Raw genomic sequence first — 20,287 nt, forward strand, 5'->3', positions numbered from 1 at the left:
GTGGGCCGACGCCGGATGCCCAGGCACCCGCCGCAGACTCCTCACTGTCGATAAATGTCACTGCGCCAACAAGTCTCGGTAAGCAGAGATGTGATCGGCCACCATTCGCGAGGTGGAGAACCGATCGAACACCGCAGCCCGACAGGCCGCGCGGTTCAGCTCGGGAATATGGTGAATGGCCTCGACGAGCGCAGCGAACTCTGTGCACAGGAAACCGGTCCGGCCATCGTCGACTATCTCCGGGGCGGCACCGTTGGGGCAGCCGACCACAGGCGTTCCACAGGCCAGTGCCTCGATCATGACGAGCCCGAAAGGCTCGGCCCACTGAATGGGATTGAGCAGCGCCGACGCGCCACCCAGTAATGCGAGCTTTATCTCGCCGGCCACCTCGCCGACATAGTGCACCCTGTCATCGAGCAGCGGCTCGATCTCTTCGGCGTAGTAGCGCTGTTCGGCCACCTCGCGGGCCTTGGCAGCGATGACCAGGTGCTGACCGGCCGCTCGCGCTATCGCCACGGCTTCGCGAACCCCCTTGTCCGGCGTCATCCGGCCCAGGAACAAGAGATAGCCGCCGTCACCGCGGCCCACCGGGTACCGGTCGGGGTCGATGCCGTGATGGATCACCCGGTCGACAGCGATTTCAGGTGCGCTCGCGGCCTGATTCCGCGAGATCGCAATCACCGGCATCTGCTTGCCGTAGCGGCCGTAGATGGCCCTCAGTTCGCCGTCGAAGGGTCCGTGACACGTGGTGACAACACGTTTGTGCCCACACGCCAGGGCCCAGGCCGGCCCGAGCAGGGTGTGGTCGTGCACGATGTCACAGCCGGCGAGCGCCTCGTAACCCCGCATGACGTGCGGCAGTTCCACGACACCCTCGCCGACGCGATCCCACGCGCCTGTTTCCAGCGCGTAGAGGACCGGAACGGGTGCGGTGCTGTCGCCGGTGGCGTAGAGCACGACGTCGTGTCCCTCGGCGACCAGTCCGCGCGCCAGTTCGCTCACCACCGATTCCGTGCCGCCATAGGCCGGCGGCGGCACGGCCACCCAGGGAGGTGCCAACAATCCGACACTCAAGGTGCGGGGTCTCATCGATCCATCGTCGGAATGAGGGACACCCACCGCACCGGCCCCGTGGAGCAGAAAACCCCAGCGGCGGTAGGCCCGCTGGAGCCAGCTGCGTGACGCCATGGGGCACTTCGAATTTCGTGTTGCAGTTGTCTTCGCGTGCGTGAGAACACGCGCGGCAAAGGGCGGGCCATCACGGGTCGGACATTCGCGCGTCGAGGTGGCGACGGCACGCCACCTGTCTCCTAAGGACGATTCCGACCCTGCGTCCTCGTGCCGACGGGCCGACGACCGCGCCGGGTTCGTACGCCAAGGTAGCGATGGGAGCGATGGGGTTGGTCTCGCCGCTCACGACCGACTCGACGAAAGGAATCCCGCCATGACGACTCAGGCTGGCCTGGAACAGAAGGAACGAAACTTTCTGGCGCAGTGCGTGGGTGATGCCTACACCATGCTCGACCTGCTCCCCGGCGTGAATCCGAACGGTCCGGCCTTGGTGTGGCTGGCAGATCAGTTCCTGATCCTGCGCCGGGGTGATTGTCCCCCTGCGCAAGCGATGACGCCGTGATGGAGCGGTGGAAACGACTCACCTTGATCGGCGCCGTGGCGATGTTGGTCGGTCTGGTGGCCTGCGCCAGTGCCGACACCGGTCGCGAGAACCCCGCGGAGCAGACGACGTCGACCACCGCCACCACCGCGGCGGCAGGCATCGAGGCGCACAACAATGCCGATGTCTGGTTCGTACGCCGCATGATTCCCTATCACCAGCAGGAGATCGAGATGAGTGACATCCTCCTGGGCAAACAGGGCGTCGACCCTCGCGTGACCGACTTGGCCATCGCGATCAAGGCGACGCGGGTTCCGGAGCTCGAGCAGATGCAGAACTGGCTCTACCAATGGGACGTCATCCACCCGCCTGAAGATGGGGGCATGGTGGGCCAGTTGACCGAGCGAGAACTGGGAGTGTTGAGCGAGGCCCAAGGCGCCGACGCCAGCAGGCTGTTCCTGACGCAGATGATTGCCCACCACGACGGCGCAATCAGCTTGGCACAGGCCGAAATCGAGGAGGGTCAGTTTTCTCCGGCAGTCGCGATGGCACGCGCGATCGCCGGCACCCAGCAGCAGCAGGTCGACACCATGAAAGGCATACTCACCGCTCTACAGTGATCGCGGTCCTTGGTCAACGCTGTAGCGCTGCGCTCAGCTCGGTCGTTGCTTCGTCGGTAATGCGGCGCGCAATCGCACTTGGGTCGGAGGGCACCGGCGCCTCCGCGGTCACGCCGGCGAACGCCTCAAGCGCGTTGGACGCCAGCGGACTCCACTTCTCGATCCAGCCTGACACCACTTCGGGATTGGCGACGTTGTCGTCGACGATGTGTCGCAACAGCGTCGCGGTCCACTCACGGTGCCAGCGAGCATCCTCGTCGAGCGAGAAGTGGATGCTCGCCAGGATCGGGTCGCCGTTCGCGTTCGCGAGCTTGCCCGCGATGACCTGGTTGACGAGCCGGTCGATCCGGGGCTTGATGAGCACGTTGGTCACGATGAAAGACTCGGCCCAGTCATAAGCAACCATCGCTCGTTCGATGAGTTCACGCAGCGGTTGGAACGCCGCGGCTTCCTCCCACGTCGCCCGCTGTCGCGCTTTGGCCTCGTCGTCGAGTGGTCGGCCAGCCAATTGCACAGTGCGGTAGGCGATCCGCTGGACCCGACGCATCTCGTCGCCCATCTGGAAAGCCGCGCAGTTGGTGATCCTGGACGACGGCGCCATCTGTGCGACGTAGGCGGCCAGCATCTGCAGCCCGTGCACGGGGAAGCGCAGCGGGCAATACCAGCGGTCGAGGAACCCGACCCACTCTTCGTCGAGCTGCGCGTCGTAACCCGTCTCGTCGACCTCCCGGAGCAGGCCGTCGATCACGTCTTCGCGTCCGTCCTGCACTTCGGTGTAGATCTTGTAGGTGGTGCGGCGCGGGTCGGCGAACTGATCCCAGTCGTGCGATTGAAGGGCGGAGCCTTCGCGATGGCGGTAGTACCAGTCGACAACGGAATTTCCGGGCGGGAGTTCGAAGCGCCGCGGGTAGTTGTAATGAAGATCCGTGCTCATCAGCTCGTAATCGCTGGGGATGCGTCGGCCCGTCGCAAGTCGTGTGTAGGTTTTACGCCCCGGCGGCCGTTCCGGTGGTGTCACGACTGCTCAGCAGCTAGCCGCCACACCACGTCGTCCTCGGTCAGCTGCATGACGCCGGTGAACGACGACATCACCACCTCCAACTCGCCGGGGAAGCGGACGGTCACCCCCGTCGCGGCCTCGAGACCCGCTCGCGAAAGTCGGCAGATTCGAGGGGCCAGCACGCGCAGGTAAGCGCCCTCGTCTTGGACGGTCACCTCGTCGTTCTCGTCCCGGATGGCCGACACGACCGCGCGTGCGAAGGGCGTGGCCTGCAGGACTGGGCCCACGCTCTCAGTCCCACTCATCGGGCTTGCCCGAGGTGTACCAGGATGCGATCCCCGTCCGTACGCACCGAAAAGCGGTGTAAGCATGCGACTTCGGGGTTGACTCCGTTCCCTGTCCGTGCGTCGAACACCCACTCGTGGGCAGCACAGGTGAGGATGTTGTCGCGAAGTTCACCGTCCGACAACGGGTTGGCCAGGTGAGGGCACCGGTCCTGATAAGCGTGCACCTGGCCGCCAATGTTGCACAGCAAGACGTCGACGGCACCCACGCTCACCACACACATCTCGCCCTCCCAAAGGGATTCGAGGTTGCCGACTTCCAGCCAGTCCCCCATCGCGCCGTCACCGCCGCTCGACGGTGAAGATGTCGCCATTGCCCAATCCTGCCGCGGCGATCGTCGAATCGGGATCGAGCAGAACGCCGATCTCGTTGCGCACGCACAGCGACCCGCCCCGCTCGGGCTCCAGTCCCCAGGCAACCAATTGATCAGCCAGCTGCGCGATGGTGCGCCCGTCCGGTGTCACGATGACTCGTGCCAAGAAGTCGTCGCTGGCGTAACCGAAGAGATAGATGCGCATCCCCGCCTCCTACGCCGTCGGGATCGGATCGAGGCGCCACGGATCGAGTCCGCGCCGAAGGTCCTTGCCGGTCTCGACGGGTGCCTCGAGTCCCATCCACTTGTGCAGTTCCGTGAGCTTGCCCGGCGCCTCCCCCACGACGATGCGATCGACCACGCTCTTGTGGTCCGCGAACCGTGAGCTTTCCTGCTGAAAGATCCAGCGGCACGGTTCGGAGCAGAACAGGTACCGCCTGCCGCCCATCTCCAGGGTGCACGCGGTGTTCCGCCCGGGTCTGATGAACAGCGCAGGCAGCTGACAAAGGTTGCACAGAGCTGGTAGCCCGTAGGACAGCGTGTTGCTCTCGCCGTCTGTCTCCCAGCGGTGCGCGAGCCGGTCCCACAGCGGTCCGTAGGTGGCCTCCCATTGCGGGTACTTTGCGGTCAACCACTCACGCTCGGCGTCGTCAGGCATGGCGACGTCGAACCACAGGGTAGTGCGATAGGTATACAGCCCCAGTTGGAAGCTATGGTGTGCGTAGTCGAGCTCTTCGACGAAAAGATCCCAGAACCAAGGCTTTTCGAGGTCAAACTCGGCGAGGTTCTTCATGAACTGTTCCGTTACCCACTCATTCATGAACTCTTTGAACGATCGGGTCCGCGCAGCTACCGGGGTCAGGTACTCCATCGCTGTTCCCGTCAGCGCAAGGAACAGCCGCCAGCAGCGCCACCACATCTTGTCGACGAGGTACTGTGCCCGCTCCCGGGAACCGTTCTGGAGCAACGTCCGCATCACCGGGTGGCCGATCTGGGCGTGGCGGGCCTCATCGGTCTGAATGCTCGCCAGCGTCTTCTCGAACAGGTGATGGTGGGCACGGTCGGCCATCGCCGCCATTGCCATGAACTGCAGGTTGCTGAAGCCCGTCTCGAACACGAAGTTGAGTTGGATCGCGCTGTCGATGGCGTCGGCGGCGAGAAACATGTCGTCGAACAGGTGCCGGGCCGCGAGAATCACCCACTCGTTCGTATGGAAGGCCTTGTGCGTCCAGTCGAAGTTGCCGTCGAAGGCCAGCATGTCGTGGCCGATCAGCAACGGAATCTGGGTGTGCCGGATCTCGTCGAGCGCACCCAGACTCGACATCATCCGCCAGGCACTGTCTCGGCCGAACCGCGCCATCCGCAACTCCGCGACCGCGCCGGCATACTCTACGAGCGCCACCGCACCGTTGTGGAACTTGACCAGTTGCACCCAACCGGGATCGAGGCCGTCGAACAGGTGTGGCTTGTCCAATGCCGACCGCACACCGAGCACTACGGCGTCTTTCTCACGCTGGTTTGCGACGTATTCGCGGTAGGTGGTGCGGTACACCTCGTTCCAGTCGCGCCACGCATCATGCGACAACCAGGGACGCCCGCTGAGTTCTTCCGGAAACATGTCCCGTTCGTCGACATAGCGGGGTGTCCAGTTGACCTTGCGGGCTAGTTCGAGCCAGTCGTCTCGTCGAAGTACCATTTTGCCGCCTCGGTGATTTCGGCATCCGCGGTCTCAGAACTTCCGCGCTCCGCTCGGTGAAGGAATTCGTCGGGTGATATGCAGTAGGGGTTTTCGACGAGCATCCCGCCGATCAGCATCCGTGGATGCGTCTTCAGCAGATTGACGACGATCCCGCCGCCGAAGCGATCGATGTCGTACAGGCATACGACGACCTGAGGGAACAACGGCAGGAATCGATTCATCTCGTTTTCGAGCACCATGAGTTCGTCCATGTCGGGCACGACATCACGGCGTGACCACGCCTCCACCGCCCGTACCGCGTCGAAGCGGCCGTCGTACATGACGTCGGACATCGCGGCCTTCCACGTGCTGATCACCTCGTCGGCGGAAAAGCCGCCGGACCGCAGATACATGTCCCGGGCGCGGATGACGTCGAGTTGTTTGTCCGCAGCCATTTTCGCGGCGGGGACGCGGGAGTCGAGTGCCGCGAGGACTTCCTTGGGGTCGCTCCCGTCGACGACACAGATGCACTTGTCGCCGGCGGCAAGACCTGCCTCCAGGAAGGGAAGAAGGATTTGGTCCCGCTGGAGCAGGGTGGAGTAGAGGCCGCAGATGTGATCGCCCAGCGCCGCGGCGATACCCGGGACACCCAGATCGAGGGCATCGGACACAGCTCCACCCCCCGGATCTGCTCAAATTGGTCGATCAAGATCAGTCTAGATACTTCTCGGACGAAATGAACCGTCACCGCGTGACGAACTTTGCCCGCGTCGACAGCCGACAGCCGGAAGCTTGACTTTGCGGCCCCGCAGGGTCAGAAATCGCTGCACACCAGTACAGCTGCGGGCAGGGCTGCGCGTCCACGGTCATCCCACAGGAGGCAACCTCGTCCTGCGGGATCACATTGGGCGAACGGGTGACTCGGTGACGAGTAGGTTTGCGAGCCGACCAGCCAACGCATTTCGATGTGGCAAGTGTGCCCGCGAGCTGTCATTTTTCCGCCTCGACGAACGTTCTCGCAATTTGGCCAACCATGCTGTCGTTGTAAAACCCCCGTCCCAGAACTGTCCTGACAGGACGAAGATGACAGGTCTGGTTTGTGTGATGCTCTAGCGCTGGTTCAATGCAACCGTGGGAGGCGGAAATTGACAGTGGCGGACGTGCCCCCCGAAATCGCCTCATCCGTGACGCCCGCGCTGCATTCATCTGCGGACGCTCGCGATCAATTGTCGAACCTTTACGGCGTTCTTGTCCTGTCGGCGTTGATGTTCGACGGTCGAGACGCTGTGTCGATACTTGAATTGGCGGCCAACGCGGTGCCGTCACTGGGCGCGTTTCACACCGACGCGACGTACCGGATGTTGAACGGGACATTGGTCGACGGCCGTGACCCGGACAGGAAACTGGAGAGCGACATTGACGCTCTCGTCATTGCCGCGTCGGGGGCCGATTCGACGATTGACCTGCACGACGGTCAATGGCGACGTGCGATTGCACTCCAGGCGGTCGAAGGCAGCAAGGGGGCACTGGTGATCCGCGCTGAAGTCGCCCCTTCCGACTACGACCTCTTCCTGCTCAGGGCCTTGGCCCAACAAACGGCTGCAGCGATGACGAGTGCTGATCTGCTGGGCACTCAGCGCGCGCTCATCGAGGAACGCCAGCGCGCCATCATCCAGCTTTCCGACACCATTTCCGAACTCAGACGACAAGACCGGATCCACGCCACCCTGACCGCCGTTTCCGGTTCGGGCGCGGGCGTTCAGGGAATCGCTGACTCGCTAAAGGAATTGACGACGTTGGATGTCGTGGTGGAGGACGTCTTCGGCAACACGCGGGCATGGTCTGGCGCAGTGGAACCAGACACGCACGTGCCCAGGGGAGGCAACTACCGCGAAGAGTTGTTCCGGCGCACAGGCGCGTCTGGCACACCCCAGCGTGAAGGACATCGGATCTTCTGGATCGTCCGGCAGAACGCGAACATCCTTGGTGCGGTATCCCTCCACGATCCGACCAACCACGCCGATCGTCTCGACATCGTCGCCCTAGAACATGCCGCGACGGCATTGGCACTCGAATTCGCCCATCTACGCGTACTGGCCGAGACGGAACTGCGACTCCGCCGTGACCTCATCGAAGACTTGCTGGCCGGAACGGATGACTCCAGTGCATATATGCGCGCGGAGGCACTCGATCACAATCTTCGCGTGCCGCACACGGTCGCAGTTCTGCAGTGGCGGGATGGGATTCCCGGCGACGTGATCGTCGCGGCTGCGCAACGGTTTGCAGTAAAGGCAGGCATGCACTCCCTCGCGGCGCGAAAACCGACAATGACGGTCTTACTCACAGACGGCACACCCGACCCGGCCGAGCTCTATCGTGCGATTGCAGCCCAGGTTGGTTCCGAGCAGGGTGCAATCGGGATCGGTTCGACGGTCACTGCTCCCTCCGATCTGCCGCGGTCATTCGCCGAAGCCCAACGCGCACTTCAAGTACAGACGGGATCGATGTCACCGTACGGTGGCCGCCGCTTCGGCGATCTGGGCCTGTACCGCATCCTCGATCACACAGGCGACAGCCCAGAGGTTCGCGCATTCGTGATGGAGTGGTTGGGTCCACTTCTGAACTACGACCGCGAGAAGAGGGCCGACTTGGTCGTCACGCTCACGCAGTATCTCGACTGCGGCGGGAACTACGACGCGACCGCAAAGTCACTCACCATCCACCGAAGCACCTTGCGTTATCGACTTGGCCGCATTCGCGATATCTTGGGGCGCGACCTGCAGGATGTCGAAGACCGACTGAACCTGCATCTGGCGACCCGGATTGTTCGCGTCACCGGGGCTCCGCTGCCTGAAGAGAAGGGGCACTAGACGCGGCGACGGCACTCGGTCGAATGCCTTCGGCGATGTTGTGAGTGGGGTTGTCACTCAACGCGATTGAGAGAGTTCGATCACCCCGCGGTCTGTAATGCCTCACCGACCGAGGAGAAGATCTCGAACAGATCGGTCAGTTGTCTCGCGGCGAGAGCAGCGTGGACTCGCCCCGCTTGCCCATCAATCAGACAGAAGTCGTGGTCCGCCTCGCCTGCGATCGCGGCGGCGCAAGCGAGCGCATCGACGCCCCGGGCGTCGATACGGCTGACCTCTGACAGGTTCACTATCAATCGTTTTGGCGCCCGCGACAGTTCGTCGGCAAGGGTCTGCCGCAACACAGTGGCAGCGTCACCGATCACATCGCCGGCCAGGTGCACGACCGTGTCGCCCGCGGTCAATTGTTGGACGTCGATGGCGATCGATTGGGTTCGCCCAGCTTGAACTTTCTGGCTCACGTCGCCTCCTCCGGCCATAATCGGAAAGTCAGTCAAACCGACCGCAAGAGCCTGAGATATCCGCAGAGCGTCCCTCCGTTGTCCAATTTGCGTTCGCAGGTCGGATGCGACGAAGACTGCTCACACTCTGCCGGTGCCGACGACTTTCACTCTGCCGACGCCGGATTCGTTCACAGGACTTCGAGCGGGCTCGGACGGGTGGGCGGCGGGAACGCTCGATCAAGCTCAACCAGATCGCTGCGTGTCAGCTCGATGTGTTGCGCGGCGGCGTTCTGCCGGACGTGCGATATCGTTCCGGCGCGTGGGATAGCAGCGGCGCCGTCGTGTTGAAGCACCCACGCCAGCGCGATCTGGGCAGGAGTGGCGTCGTGCCGGTGCGCAATCGGCTGCAGCGCTGGGTTTTCGAGCAGCCGGCCCTGCTCGATCGGCGAATAGGCCATCGCCGGTATCCCACGTTGGGACAGCCACGGTAGCAGGGCGTATTCCGGGCCTCGGCGGGTCAGGTTGTAGAGGATTTGATCTATCTGAACCTCATCACCACCGGCGATACCCGACAGTTCGATCATGTCGTCAATATCGAGATTACTTACACCCCAATGGCGAATCATCCCGTGCCGCTTCAGATCAGCAAAGCCTGCGATGGTCTCGACCAGCGGGATAGGACCCCGCCAGTGCAGAAGATAGAGATCGATGTGGTCGACGCCCAGCCTGCTCAGGCTTGCCTCGCAGGCACGGAACGTACCTGCTCGAGTTGCGTGGTCCGGGAGCACCTTGTCGACAAGGAATACCTCGCCGCGCCGGCCCGCGATCGCCTCGCCGACCAAGGCTTCCGCTGCGCCGTTGCCGTACATCTCGGCCGTGTCGATCACGGTCATTCCCAAGTCGATGCCGAGCCGGATCGAAGCGATTTCCTCAGCCCGCCGGCCAGGGGCTTCGGCGAAATGCCAGGTGCCCTGACCAAGGGCAGCAATCTTCTCACCGGAGGGCAGCTGTACAAGCCGAGCCGAGTTCATCATTGCGCCGCCTTTCGAATGTCGGGAAGCCACCGCTTCGCCGAACTGCCTGAATTCTGCATGCGAAGTACCCGGCACACCTCGACCCACTGGCGTACAACTGCGCGAAGCAGATGGATCTTCTGGGTCCAATCCTCATCCGGTACACGGCTGATTGCGGTTACAAGCTCCCCGGGACGGCGCCAAAGAGGACGCTTGAAATCCCTGCGGCAAAACCACTTTTTCTATTGACGAGCAGTGCCTCCCAGGCGAGGCACGCGTTAGCCGCCCCACAGGGGCTAAAGAGGAGTGGCGAATTCGCCCTGGCGCCACGAAGACGGCGGCACCGCGCTGGTGGAGTCTGGCGATCGGATGTTGTGCGACGGCCTGCGCAGTTGGCCGACAATTCGGCGCCGGCCCGCCCGCGGCAGCCCTGACTTTGCTATGAGGATTGGTCATGAAAGCTGTTGTCTACGAGGGCCCTATGCAGGTTTGCGTCGAGGATGTCGCGGAGCCGATCATCGAAGAGCCCACCGACGTACTCGTCCGGATCACCACCACGAACATCTGTGGGTCCGATATTCACATGTATGAGGGTCGGACCGCGATGGACACCGGTAGGGTCCTCGGCCACGAGAACCTCGGCGAGGTCGTCGAGGTCGGCAGCGCGGTGGTATCGGTAAAGGTCGGTGACCGGGTCTGTCTGCCCTTCAACATCAGCTGCGGCTTCTGCCGCAATTGCGAGAAAGGCCTGACGGCCTACTGCCTGACCAATAATCCCGACCCCGGCATGGTCGGGGCGGCCTACGGTTTCGCCGGGATGGGTCCCTACAACGGTGGGCAAGCCGAGTACCTGCGGGTACCGTTCGGCGATTCGAACTGTTTGAAGCTGCCCGAGGACGCGCAGGAAAAGGAAACCGACTACGTCATGCTGTCGGACATCTTTCCAACTGGCTGGCACTGCACCGAGCTCGCCGGACTTCAACCCGGCGATGCGGTTGTGGTCTTCGGTGCAGGCCCGGTCGGTTTGATGGCTGCCCATTCAGCGATGATCAAGGGTGCGGCCAAAGTGATGATCGTCGATCGTCAACCCGACCGGCTCAAGCTGGCCGAACAGATCGGGGTCATCGCGATCGACGATTCGAAGGAACCTGCCGTCGAGCAGATCCTGGAGCAGACCAACGGCGCCGGCGCCGATTGCGGTTGCGAATGCGTCGGTTATCAGGCGCATGACCCCCGAGGTCATGAGGATCCGGCGATGGTGCTCAACGATCTGGTGCGAGCAGTGAAGTTCACCGGTGGGATCGGCGTGGTGGGTCTGTATCTGCCACAGGATCCTGGCGCCCCGGACGAAGACCGAAAGAAGGGCAGGATCACTTTCGAGATGGGCACGTTCTGGCTCAAAGGCCAACGGATGGGAACTGGGCAGGCCAACGTCAAGCGTTACAACCGTGAACTGCGTGACCTGATCCACGAAGGCAGAGCCAAGCCATCGTGGATAGTCTCCCACGAGCTGCCGTTGTCTGAAGCTCCGAGCGCCTACGAGCACTTCGACGCCCGCGACGAGGGTTGGACGAAGGTCGTGCTCAAGCCGTAGCCCATCGTGTTGAACCCCTGCAGCGCAAGTCTATTGATGGCTCAGAGGCCAAATCTGCCCACCGCACCCACAGGAGAAAATGATGAGTACAGCCGATCCCTCACTGACCGTGGCTCTCGTTGTCAGACTGGTGGCCAAACCGGATAAGGCGGACGGCGTCCGCATCTTCTTGACCGACGCCCTCAGACTGGCCAACCAGGAGCAGGGCACCGTCGTCTGGTTCGCGCTACGCACCGACGCAACCACCTTCTGGATCGTCGACGCGTTTCCGTCGAACGGCGAACGTCAGGCACATCTGGACGGGGCGATCGCCTCATCTCTGCTGGAGAACGCAGAACTGCTCTTGGAACAGCCGCCGGAGATCCTCCCGGCCGATGTCCTGGCAGCCAAGGTACCCCACTGAGCGTCGCAACCTCCCTGTTGAGCCGCGCGGCCTGGTGGAGATACTCCACCAGGCCGCGCTCTAACCGCCGACAATGCGGATGACATTGCTGCGAAGAACTTTTCGCTCGGTCGCTGGCGCCGGAACCCTCGATCTACACGCGTTGTTTCGGCCACCAACTCGCCTCGCCCAGCAACGTCGCGATGGCGGGCACCGTCAGTGTCCGCACGACGAGCGTGTCGAGCAGCAGGCCGCAGCCGATGATGAAGCCCATCTGGACCATGATTCCGATAGATCCCACCATCAGCCCGAACATGCTTGCGGCGAAGATGAATCCGGCCGATGTGATGACCGAGCCAGTGCTGGCGACGGTGCGCATCACGCCTACGCGGACGTTGTTGGCCGATTCCTCGCGAAGGCGCGAGATGAGCAGCATGTTGTAATCGGCACCCACGGCCACGAGGATGATGAACGACATCAGTGGGACGGGCCACGCGATGTCGTGGCCCAGTCCATACTGGAACACCAAGACGCCCAAGCCAAGTGCGGCCGCGTAGTTGAGCACGACGGTGGCCAGGAGATAGAGCGGTGCCAGCACCGCGCGCAGGAGCGCGACCAAGATCAGGGCCACGATGATCAGGGTGGCGACAGCCAGTTGCAGAAAGTCTTGCGCCATCAGTCGTTGGATGTCGGAGTTGATCGCCGGGAACCCCGCCATGGATACCCTGGCGTCGGCCAGCGACGTGTTGGGTAACGCCGCCGCGGCGACCTCGGTGATGTGCTGTCCGAGAGTCATCGCCTCGGACGTGTAGGGGTCGAAGCCGGACTCGACGACGAACCGCGCGGTCCGACCGTCTGGTGAGATGAACTGTCGGGCAACCTCTGCGAACTGCCGATCATGCAGCGCGCCGGCCGGCAGATAGAAGCCCGTCGCCGCGTCCGATCCCACGGTGGCGCGCGCGGAATCCTGCAGTTGCGCAGCGATTTGGCTCATCCCACCCAACATCTCGATGTTGCTGTCGACCAGAGTCTGCACACCGGCAGAAACCGCGCGCGCGCCGGAGGCGAGCTGTTCTATGCCGCCCTGGAGGCGGGCAATCTGCGCGGGCAGGTCGCCTGAACCACCGAGAACGGCCATGCTCCGGTCGAGGGTGTCGACAGCGCCCTGCAATTGACTGATTGTCGCCGACACCGAGGAATCCGCGGTCTGCGCCGTCACCTCGTCGCCCAGACCGGCGATTTGGTCGAAGAAACCCTCGTGGCGCAGCGCCACGAGGGTTTGAACATGGTCGCGCAACGCGCCGCACTCCGGCGTCGTCGCACAGAGGGGCGAGGCGCCGAGTGCGGCCGCCAGCGGGTCGATGACGGCGATCGCGCTCGCCGCGCGTTCTGCGAGCGGGCGAATCTGCGGGCCGCCCCCGACCATACGATCGACGTTGGGCCCCATGGCATTCAGTTGCTGCAGCGCCGGCTGGTAGCGCTGGATCGCCTGGCCGGCCTGCCCTGCCTGATCGAGCAGACCGCTCAGGGGTGCCAGTGCGGATCGCACGCTGTTGTCAAGTTGAGTAAGACCGTCAGCCAGTTGATCGGCGCCGTCGGCCAGCCTCGCCAAATCACCCTTGCGGGCCTCGCCTTCGGACACGGCGTCCTCAAGCTTGTCGCCGATCTGCCCGTTCTGCCACGACAGCTGCGCCTGATCCAGCCGCTTCCCGGTCGGCCTGGTGACACCGATGATGCGGTCGACCCCAGGTATCTGCGAGACCCGGGATGCCATTTCCTCGAGATCGGCGAGCCCTCTACCGGTACGCAGGTCCATCGGTGACTCGACGACGAGGAACTCAGAGATGATGGTGTCCTTGGCAAAGTGACTGTCCAACAGGCGATAACCCTCGTTGCTGGCAGTGGTGGACGGTTGCCCTTCGCGGTCGTCGTAGCTCATCCGCAACGTGAGCGCCACACCCCCGAAGGCCAGGAGCAGCACGAGACTCGTCACCAGCAGCGGCATCGGCTTACGGACCACCGTCACCGCGATCCGATTCCAGTAGGCGCGTGTCCGGTCCTTGCGGGGTTCACCGATGCCTCGTTTGGCGGCCAGCACCAGTACCGGCGGCAGCAGCGTCACCGTGGCCAGGCACCCGACCAGTACCGCCACCGCACATGCGGGCCCCGAGGTGGCGAAGATGGTCAACGTCGCGAACGCCATGGCGAGAAACGCCAGAGCGACGGTCGCCGCCGAGGCCAGGATGACACGACCGATCGTCGCCGTCGCGTTGATCACTGCCTGATCCACGGCCACGCCCTGCCGTCGTTGCTCGTGGTACCGGCTGATCAGGAACACCGAATAGTCGGTGCCGGCACCCAACAGGATGACAGTCATGAACGCGATGGTGAACTGCGAGACCGGCATGCCCAGTTCGCCCAGCGCCGACAGGACTCCTCGCCCGACCGCCAGGCTCACGCCGATGACGAGCAACGGCAGCAGCGCGGTGAACACCGAGCGGTAGACCAGCAGCAGGATCGCCGCGATCAGACCGGCCGTCGCCAGCGAGATGAACAGCAGATCCCTTTCCGCCGCGCCGATCTGATCGCTCATTGTGGCGGCCGGACCAGTGACATGAGCGACGGTCGAGGTGCCGGCGAACGCAGCGGTGGCGATGCCGCGAATCGATTCGACGGATTCGGCGGCCCGCGGGCCACCCAGCGTCCCGGCAATGCCGACCGGCAGATACCAGGCCTTTCCATCGGCGCTCATCGCCTGGCCCGCAGTCACCGAATTGGCGAGCAGATCCTGGACCAGCGGCACGTTCTGCGAGTCGGCGCGCAACGCGGAAACCATTGCGTCGTAGCGCTCCCGCACTGGTGGGGTCAGCCCTTCCGGGTTACCCATCGCGACGACCACCGTCGTCGTCGACCCCTCCTCGCCGAACGCCTTGCCCATCCGGTCCAGCGTCTGAAACGACGGTACGTCGCGTGGAATCGGGTCCAAAGATTGCTGTTTGACCACGGTCTCCAATTGCGGGAACAAGATCGCGAGGACCACAGCCAGGCCCACCCAGGTGGCGATAACGATCCATTTTCGCGTGACGGCGAACCGCGCCACGGTGGCCAACCGGACGCTGTAGGCGTCGGCGTGCGGGGGACGCTTCACCACGGCCGCGCCGTCGTCGCAGCGGATCTTCTGATAGCCATCTCGCCTCCTCAGGACAGCCGCGGAGGAAGGGCATCACGCCCGCGCGACCATTGTGCTACGTACGACATATTGCGTTGAGTGTTGCACAAGCTCTAGGGTGAGTCGGTATGCAGACCTTGGGATCCCTCGACGTGGAGGGAACCGACTTCGCATTCGACGATCAGCCCGACCTGCACGCCGCACTCGCCCGACTCCGTCAGCGCAAGCCATATGCAATCGTTCCGTTTGCGGGGTTCAGAGCGGTTTTGTTGTTGACCGACGAGTTGGTTCGAGCCGCCTTCCGCGACGAAACGACATTCCCGGCCGCACCGGTGTACGCGATGACCACAGAACCGGTGTTCGGCAAGACCGTGCTGAGCATGTCCGGTAGCGAGCATCGCGTCAGCCGCGCCGTGGTGTCAGCGCCGCTGCGGCGCATGCGCGTTCAGGACTACGTGGAGCCGGTGTTCGTACCGGTCATCGACGAGTTGATCGACCAGTTCGTCGCACGTGGCACCGCCGATCTGGCCGCCGAGTTCACAAATCGCTATCCACTACTGATCATCAGCCGACTGCTTGGCTTCCCGGTTGACGACGAAACCACGATCCATCGCTGGGCACAGGCAATGATCCGGTATCCCTTCGACCCGCAGGCCGCGGTCACGTGTGCCGCCGAGTTCACCGCCTACGTCGCCCCGCTGCTGGCCGCGCGGCGCAGGGAACCTGGCGACGACATGATCTCCATGCTGGTCTCGGAAACCACCGAGACCGGTGAACATCTCGCCGATGCGGAGATACTTACGTTTCTGCGGATGCTGTTCCCGCTCGGTGCCGACACGACCGCGCTGGCCTTGGGCAACACCCTGTCAGCCCTGCTCAACCACCCCGACCAACTGGACCTGCTGCGATCTGATCCGGACCGCTACCTGCAGTCCGCGGTGTGGGAAGGTCTGCGATGGGAGCCGGCGGTCGGGATGCTGCCTCGCGCTTGCCCAGAGGCCGCGACCTGGCGGGGGATCGACATCCCCGCACTGACGCCGATGATCTTCGCCATCAACGCCGCCAATCGAGATCCGGCCGTATATCCGCGGCCCGACGACTTCGACATCACCCGCAATGTGATGCCGACCGTGTCGTTCGGGCAGGGCCGCCACAGTTGTATCGGGAACTGGCTGGCGAACACCGAACTCGTCGTCGCGCTCCGAGCCCTGATCGAGCGGTTGCCTGATCTCGCACTCGATCCGCTGCACACCGAAACATCCACTGTCACAAGCCAGGTGGGTACCACGCTGCGTGGACCCACCGCGCTGCACGTGACGTTCACGTCGTCTGGGGTCCGGGCGGATGCCCCGCTTTAGCCACGCGTTCGCTACGTTGTACCCGGAGTGCCCCCACCGAGACGGAGACGACCGTGACACCGCGCCGACTTCGCGTGACCGGGCAGGCCGCTCGCCCCGCCACCTGGGGTGACCGGCCACCGGCCGATGACGACGAGGCGCGCCGGCGCCTTCTCGATGCGGCCGAGGTCTGTTACGAGCGCCGCGGCGTCAGTCGCACCACTGTCGACGACATCGCCAAAGAGGCCTCGGTGCACCGCACCACGGTCTATCGCTACTTCGGAACGCGCGACGATGTCCTGGCCTTCGTCATACTGCGCGAGACGGCCGGGGTCATCGACAGCGCCGAACGAGCCATGCTGCGGGACGGGCCTTTTGGTGAACGACTGCTTGACGCGCTGGACGACGCGGTGGGAGCCGTTGAAAAATCCCGTTGGCTGCGCGTGCTGTTCTCCCCCGAAAGCCTGACGATGACGGTTTCCGTCGCGGCCTCCGGTGCGTTCCGCGACCGGATCCGCGACGTCTTGCGACCACATGTCGAGGCGGCAAAGGCCGGAGGCGAGTTGCGCCGGCGACTCGACCCCGACGCCGTCGCCGACTGGCTGGTGCGGGTGGCGCAGATGCTGCTGATGGAACACCTCACCACGCGGCCGGAAGAGACCAGGCCCGACCGCCGGGCGTTGCTTCGCGACTTCGTCATCCCCGGCATTCTCAATCCGAACCAAGGACACTGAGCGCCGGGCGACTGACGTCAACCCGCCAAGAGCTCGACGGCCGCCACGATCAGATCCGGCCGGGCCGGAATCGCTTTGCCCTGAACAAAGACACTGGGTGTGCCACCGATACCGCGGGCGATCGCACGCTCCGTCACGAAGCTGGGCCACGGGAGGTACCTACCCTCCACAACCGTCAGGGCGAACGCGGCATCCGTGATGCCGACGGTCTGTCCGAGAGCGATCAGCTGCTCGTCTGCCAGGCCCGGACCGCCCTCGGGCGGCTGGTGCTCGAACAAGGCCTGGACGTACGCGTGGAAGCGTCTCGCGTCCGACGCTGCTGCGGCCGCCGCGGCCGCACGGGTCGAATAGCGCGTCGTCGATGCGGCGTCAAGGAAGTTCATCGGGTGCCGGACCAACCGGATCATCTGCCGCTCCAGCAGCCGGTCGACGGCATCGGCGGAGGCGAGCTCGAACTGCTTGCAAAAGGGACACTGAAAGTCGATATAAAGGTCTACGTCGATGAGACCGGAACCGACGGCGATGCCGGTCCTGTCTTCGGTGGCACCGCGCGGGACTGGCACTTCGAGGGTCTGGTTCATGTCGCCATGCTGCCCTCCGCCGGCCGGCAGGGCGTCGGCCCAGCAGCGCGAATGGTCCGTCCCAAGTTGGGCATCTCGGAACAGCCACAGGCTTTCCCCATCGCGCGCGGCGGATGCTCGGGCACGTGGGAGTTACCCGGACGTCGAGTTCGTGGTCCTTGACCCCAGCGGGCCACTTCGCAAACGTCCTTTGGGCCTACCGGGACGTCGCAGTATCTGGGTCAGACCGGCAATCTCATTCCCTGAGCGCGCGCGTCGCGACCGCCACTACGAGCAGGGGAATACCGCGATGGATAACGCAAGAGCCTGTACGGCGCCTCTTCTGCCTCTTCGCACCACAGGACGCGTCGAGGAACGCGGATCGGCACCGGTGTCACCGAAACGGGCAGGTCGCCGCGGCTCATGTCAATCGTTCGGCGGTGCGGGAACTGGGTCACCCGAGACCGATACCGAGTTGTCGGCCCGGTTCGAGCGTGACGCGATACCGCTGCTCGATACCCTCTACGCCGGCGCGCTGAGTATGACCCGTAACCGCATGGACGCCGAAGATCTGCTCCAGGAAACGATGCTCAAGGGCTACAGGGCATTTCACTCCTTCCAAAGAGGAACCAACCTCAAGGCGTGGCTGTTTCGGATCATGACCAACACCTGGATCAGTTTCTACCGCAGGGCGAAGCGGCAAGCGCCGGAGTGTCTCTGCGACCGACTGACCGATTCGCAGATCGCTGGCGTTTACCGGCACACATCGTCAGAGTGGCGTTCGGCAGAGGCCGAAGTGCTGGCGACAATGCCCGACGACCAGGTCATGAACGCACTGATGGCGCTGCCGGAGAGCTTCCGGATGGTTGTCTACTACGCCTGCGTGGAAGGTTTCCGCTACAAGGAGATCGCCGAGATCATGCAAACACCTCTCGGCACCGTGATGTCTCGGCTCAGTCGCGCACGCGCTCAACTTCGAACGCTACTCGCCGGTGTGGCACTTGAGCACGGACCCGCACCTGTCGACAGCACGTCACCTGCGAGGAGCCCCTCGCAGATGAAACGAACGCAGGTATCGTCAGTGCTGGGGTGAGGATGTGAATCTGCGGAACTTTCGCGCCCGGACCGTCATCGCCATCGCAGCGCCCGTTGCCGCGGGCGCTCTGTCGACGGCTGCACGCGTCGACACCTCCTCGGCAGCCGTGGCACTGAGCCAGCCGATCAGCTACGCGATGAGTTACACGTTAACCTTTGATTTCGCCAACGCCGGAAGCATTTCGGTTGACGTGCCGGTCGTCTCGCCTGACGCAGACAAGTCCCCGACGACACTGCCGGTACGGCCAGAGTGATTGCAGGATTGGACTTGATCGTGAATTACGTTGACAGCGAGACGATCACGTCAGCACGAACACCGTGGCGCGCATCGCTGGTCCGGCACCAGGATGACAGATCAGAGCAGGTTTTTCCTGAATGAGCAGAGCCCGAGAAGAACCCAGCGATAGGAACGTTGAGGCGAGCACCGACGCCCGAGGCGAACCCCTCCACCTCGTCCGCACCCGTACCGTGTTGCTCATCGCAGATCCCGGGGCACCGGCGAGACTGGCCGAGCGCACCGCCGATTGGCTGCCGGCCGAAATCACCGACCGCCGGAATTCACTTGTGCGGTGGGAGACTTCCGTTCTGACCGAACCCCACCTGCGTGATGAACAAGTGTCTTTCGCCGAGGTCATCGAATCCGTTGCGCCCTTGAAAAGAAACGCTGACGTCGTCATCTACATGACCGATTTGCCCCGTCGAGACGGCACCTTGCCACTTGTGGCCGAAATCAGCACGGAGAATCACTTTGGACTCATCTCCGTCGCCGGGGTCGGCGCAGCATTTGTCACCAAGCGCGTGCGGGCGCTGCTCTTACTGGCCGTTGCTCTCGTAATCAACCAGCCCGAACTCCTGCCACTAAGTGTGGCACGACTTCCCTCAACCGAGACGTGCACAGGAGTCCGCTACTTCGCCCCAAGAGGCCTTCGGCGATTTCGGCTGCTGGCAGGTATGGTGCGCGCAAATCGGCCTTGGCGGTTGGTCGTTGGACTCTCCAAGGTACTCGTGGTGGCGCTGGGCTCCGGTGCGCTGGCGCTCGCGACCGACACCATCTGGCAATTCGCCGATTCGATGGGACCCTGGCGAATGAGCGCCGCCACGCTCCTGTCGATCGGCGCGATGGTCGCCTGGTTGATCCTTGATCACGAACTCTGGGAGCGCCCAAAGTCACCCGCTGAGCGCGCCCGATCGAGCCTCTACAACATCGCGACGCTGATCACGGTGATCATCGGCGTCGCCCTGCTTCATGTTGCGTTGTTCTTGTCGATGTTGTTCACCGCCGGCATTCTCCTTACCCCCAATGTATTTGCCCAATCAATCGGTCATCCGATATCGGCTGCGGACTACCTCTCGCTCGCGTGGCTGATTGCCTCCATCGCAACCGTCGGCGGGGCGTTGGGATCAGGACTCGAAGACGACGGCGGTGTCAGAGCAGCTGCTTACGGCAACCGGCAGCGCCAGCGTTTCGCCGAGTAGAAGCCGCCGGGAATCTCCCCGGACTCGTTGTGGGACACTATCTTTCCTC

21 protein-coding genes are annotated in these 20,287 nt (G+C 63.6%); 10 read left to right on the plus strand and 11 right to left on the minus strand.

The features are described from left to right. Window positions 1–57 precede the first annotated feature (57 nt). Window positions 58–1,089, minus strand: a complete 1,032-nt coding sequence (locus P9A17_RS21595) for a glycosyltransferase family 4 protein (RefSeq protein WP_278040781.1) — start codon at window positions 1,087–1,089, stop codon at window positions 58–60. A gap of 355 nt (window positions 1,090–1,444) precedes the next feature. Here P9A17_RS21595 and P9A17_RS21600 point away from each other — a divergent pair, with 355 nt between their 5' ends. Continuing rightward, window positions 1,445–1,633: a hypothetical protein gene (locus P9A17_RS21600; RefSeq protein ID WP_278040782.1), complete on the plus strand. Its 189-nt coding sequence runs from the start codon at window positions 1,445–1,447 to the stop codon at window positions 1,631–1,633. Beyond that, window positions 1,633–2,232 (plus strand): DUF305 domain-containing protein, encoded by a 600-nt coding sequence (locus tag P9A17_RS21605; protein WP_278041053.1) that lies wholly within the window; start codon window positions 1,633–1,635, stop codon window positions 2,230–2,232. Before P9A17_RS21600 ends, P9A17_RS21605 begins: the two co-directional genes overlap by 1 nt. A gap of 13 nt (window positions 2,233–2,245) precedes the next feature. Here P9A17_RS21605 and P9A17_RS21610 read toward each other — a convergent pair whose 3' ends face one another. The 6 genes from P9A17_RS21610 to P9A17_RS21635 form a co-directional block, all read right to left on the minus strand. Further along, window positions 2,246–3,166, minus strand: a complete 921-nt coding sequence (locus P9A17_RS21610) for a toluene hydroxylase (protein ID WP_278040783.1) — start codon at window positions 3,164–3,166, stop codon at window positions 2,246–2,248. Window positions 3,167–3,246: 80 nt separating this feature from the next. After that, window positions 3,247–3,537: an MmoB/DmpM family protein gene (locus P9A17_RS21615; RefSeq protein WP_278040784.1), complete on the minus strand. Its 291-nt coding sequence runs from the start codon at window positions 3,535–3,537 to the stop codon at window positions 3,247–3,249. Then, entirely contained in the window at window positions 3,534–3,890 is a 357-nt protein-coding gene (locus tag P9A17_RS21620; RefSeq protein ID WP_278040785.1) for a Rieske 2Fe-2S domain-containing protein, read from the minus strand. Before P9A17_RS21620 ends, P9A17_RS21615 begins: the two co-directional genes overlap by 4 nt. Beyond that, a complete protein-coding gene (locus P9A17_RS21625; RefSeq protein ID WP_278040786.1) occupies window positions 3,859–4,095 on the minus strand; it encodes a hypothetical protein in 237 nt (78 codons plus the stop codon). Before P9A17_RS21625 ends, P9A17_RS21620 begins: the two co-directional genes overlap by 32 nt. Window positions 4,096–4,104: 9 nt before the next feature. Next, window positions 4,105–5,586: a toluene monooxygenase gene (locus P9A17_RS21630; protein WP_278040787.1), complete on the minus strand. Its 1,482-nt coding sequence runs from the start codon at window positions 5,584–5,586 to the stop codon at window positions 4,105–4,107. After that, window positions 5,553–6,239, minus strand: coding sequence for an MEDS domain-containing protein (locus tag P9A17_RS21635; RefSeq protein ID WP_278040788.1), 687 nt, complete (start codon window positions 6,237–6,239; stop codon window positions 5,553–5,555). The genes P9A17_RS21630 and P9A17_RS21635 overlap by 34 nt, the downstream gene beginning before the upstream one ends. A 489-nt stretch (window positions 6,240–6,728) precedes the next feature. On the opposite strand from P9A17_RS21635, the gene P9A17_RS21640 reads away from it, so the two are divergent. Further along, window positions 6,729–8,438, plus strand: a complete 1,710-nt coding sequence (locus tag P9A17_RS21640) for a helix-turn-helix domain-containing protein (protein ID WP_278040789.1) — start codon at window positions 6,729–6,731, stop codon at window positions 8,436–8,438. A gap of 80 nt (window positions 8,439–8,518) precedes the next feature. Here the strand turns inward: P9A17_RS21640 and P9A17_RS21645 are convergent, their stop codons facing one another. Both P9A17_RS21645 and P9A17_RS21650 read right to left on the minus strand, forming a co-directional pair. Further along, on the minus strand, window positions 8,519–8,914 hold the full coding sequence (locus P9A17_RS21645; RefSeq protein ID WP_278040790.1) for an STAS domain-containing protein: 396 nt from the start codon (window positions 8,912–8,914) through the stop codon (window positions 8,519–8,521). 152 nt (window positions 8,915–9,066) lie between these two features. Then, on the minus strand, window positions 9,067–9,912 hold the full coding sequence (locus P9A17_RS21650; protein WP_278040791.1) for an aldo/keto reductase: 846 nt from the start codon (window positions 9,910–9,912) through the stop codon (window positions 9,067–9,069). Between the two features lie 433 nt (window positions 9,913–10,345). Between P9A17_RS21650 and P9A17_RS21655 the strand changes: the two genes are divergently transcribed. Together P9A17_RS21655 and P9A17_RS21660 are read left to right on the plus strand one after the other, a co-directional pair. After that, window positions 10,346–11,485, plus strand: coding sequence for a glutathione-independent formaldehyde dehydrogenase (locus P9A17_RS21655; protein WP_278040792.1), 1,140 nt, complete (start codon window positions 10,346–10,348; stop codon window positions 11,483–11,485). Window positions 11,486–11,567: 82 nt separating this feature from the next. Next, the gene (locus P9A17_RS21660) at window positions 11,568–11,888 is read left to right on the plus strand and encodes an antibiotic biosynthesis monooxygenase (RefSeq protein WP_278040793.1); all 321 of its coding nucleotides are present in this window, start codon (window positions 11,568–11,570) and stop codon (window positions 11,886–11,888) included. 133 nt (window positions 11,889–12,021) lie between these two features. Here P9A17_RS21660 and P9A17_RS21665 read toward each other — a convergent pair whose 3' ends face one another. Beyond that, on the minus strand, window positions 12,022–15,018 hold the full coding sequence (locus tag P9A17_RS21665) for an MMPL family transporter (protein WP_278040794.1): 2,997 nt from the start codon (window positions 15,016–15,018) through the stop codon (window positions 12,022–12,024). A 146-nt stretch (window positions 15,019–15,164) separates the two neighbouring features. Here P9A17_RS21665 and P9A17_RS21670 point away from each other — a divergent pair, with 146 nt between their 5' ends. Further along, the gene (locus tag P9A17_RS21670; RefSeq protein ID WP_278040795.1) at window positions 15,165–16,394 is read left to right on the plus strand and encodes a cytochrome P450; all 1,230 of its coding nucleotides are present in this window, start codon (window positions 15,165–15,167) and stop codon (window positions 16,392–16,394) included. Between the two features lie 53 nt (window positions 16,395–16,447). After that, window positions 16,448–17,107 (plus strand): TetR/AcrR family transcriptional regulator, encoded by a 660-nt coding sequence (locus P9A17_RS21675; RefSeq protein ID WP_278040796.1) that lies wholly within the window; start codon window positions 16,448–16,450, stop codon window positions 17,105–17,107. A 17-nt stretch (window positions 17,108–17,124) separates the two neighbouring features. Here P9A17_RS21675 and P9A17_RS21680 read toward each other — a convergent pair whose 3' ends face one another. Beyond that, the gene (locus P9A17_RS21680; RefSeq protein WP_278040797.1) at window positions 17,125–17,688 is read right to left on the minus strand and encodes a thioredoxin domain-containing protein; all 564 of its coding nucleotides are present in this window, start codon (window positions 17,686–17,688) and stop codon (window positions 17,125–17,127) included. Between the two features lie 454 nt (window positions 17,689–18,142). Here P9A17_RS21680 and P9A17_RS21685 point away from each other — a divergent pair, with 454 nt between their 5' ends. The 3 genes from P9A17_RS21685 (at window position 18,143) to P9A17_RS21695 (ending at window position 20,238) form a co-directional block, all read left to right on the plus strand. After that, entirely contained in the window at window positions 18,143–18,760 is a 618-nt protein-coding gene (locus tag P9A17_RS21685) for a sigma-70 family RNA polymerase sigma factor (RefSeq protein ID WP_278040798.1), read from the plus strand. A 4-nt stretch (window positions 18,761–18,764) separates the two neighbouring features. Beyond that, complete coding sequence (locus tag P9A17_RS21690; protein ID WP_278040799.1) at window positions 18,765–19,016, plus strand: hypothetical protein; 252 nt, start codon at window positions 18,765–18,767, stop codon at window positions 19,014–19,016. Between the two features lie 214 nt (window positions 19,017–19,230). Continuing rightward, window positions 19,231–20,238, plus strand: coding sequence for a hypothetical protein (locus tag P9A17_RS21695; protein WP_278040800.1), 1,008 nt, complete (start codon window positions 19,231–19,233; stop codon window positions 20,236–20,238). Window positions 20,239–20,287 lie beyond the last annotated feature (49 nt).

This window comes from Mycobacterium sp. 236(2023) (assembly GCF_029623955.1).
Lineage (GTDB): Bacteria > Actinomycetota > Actinomycetes > Mycobacteriales > Mycobacteriaceae > Mycobacterium.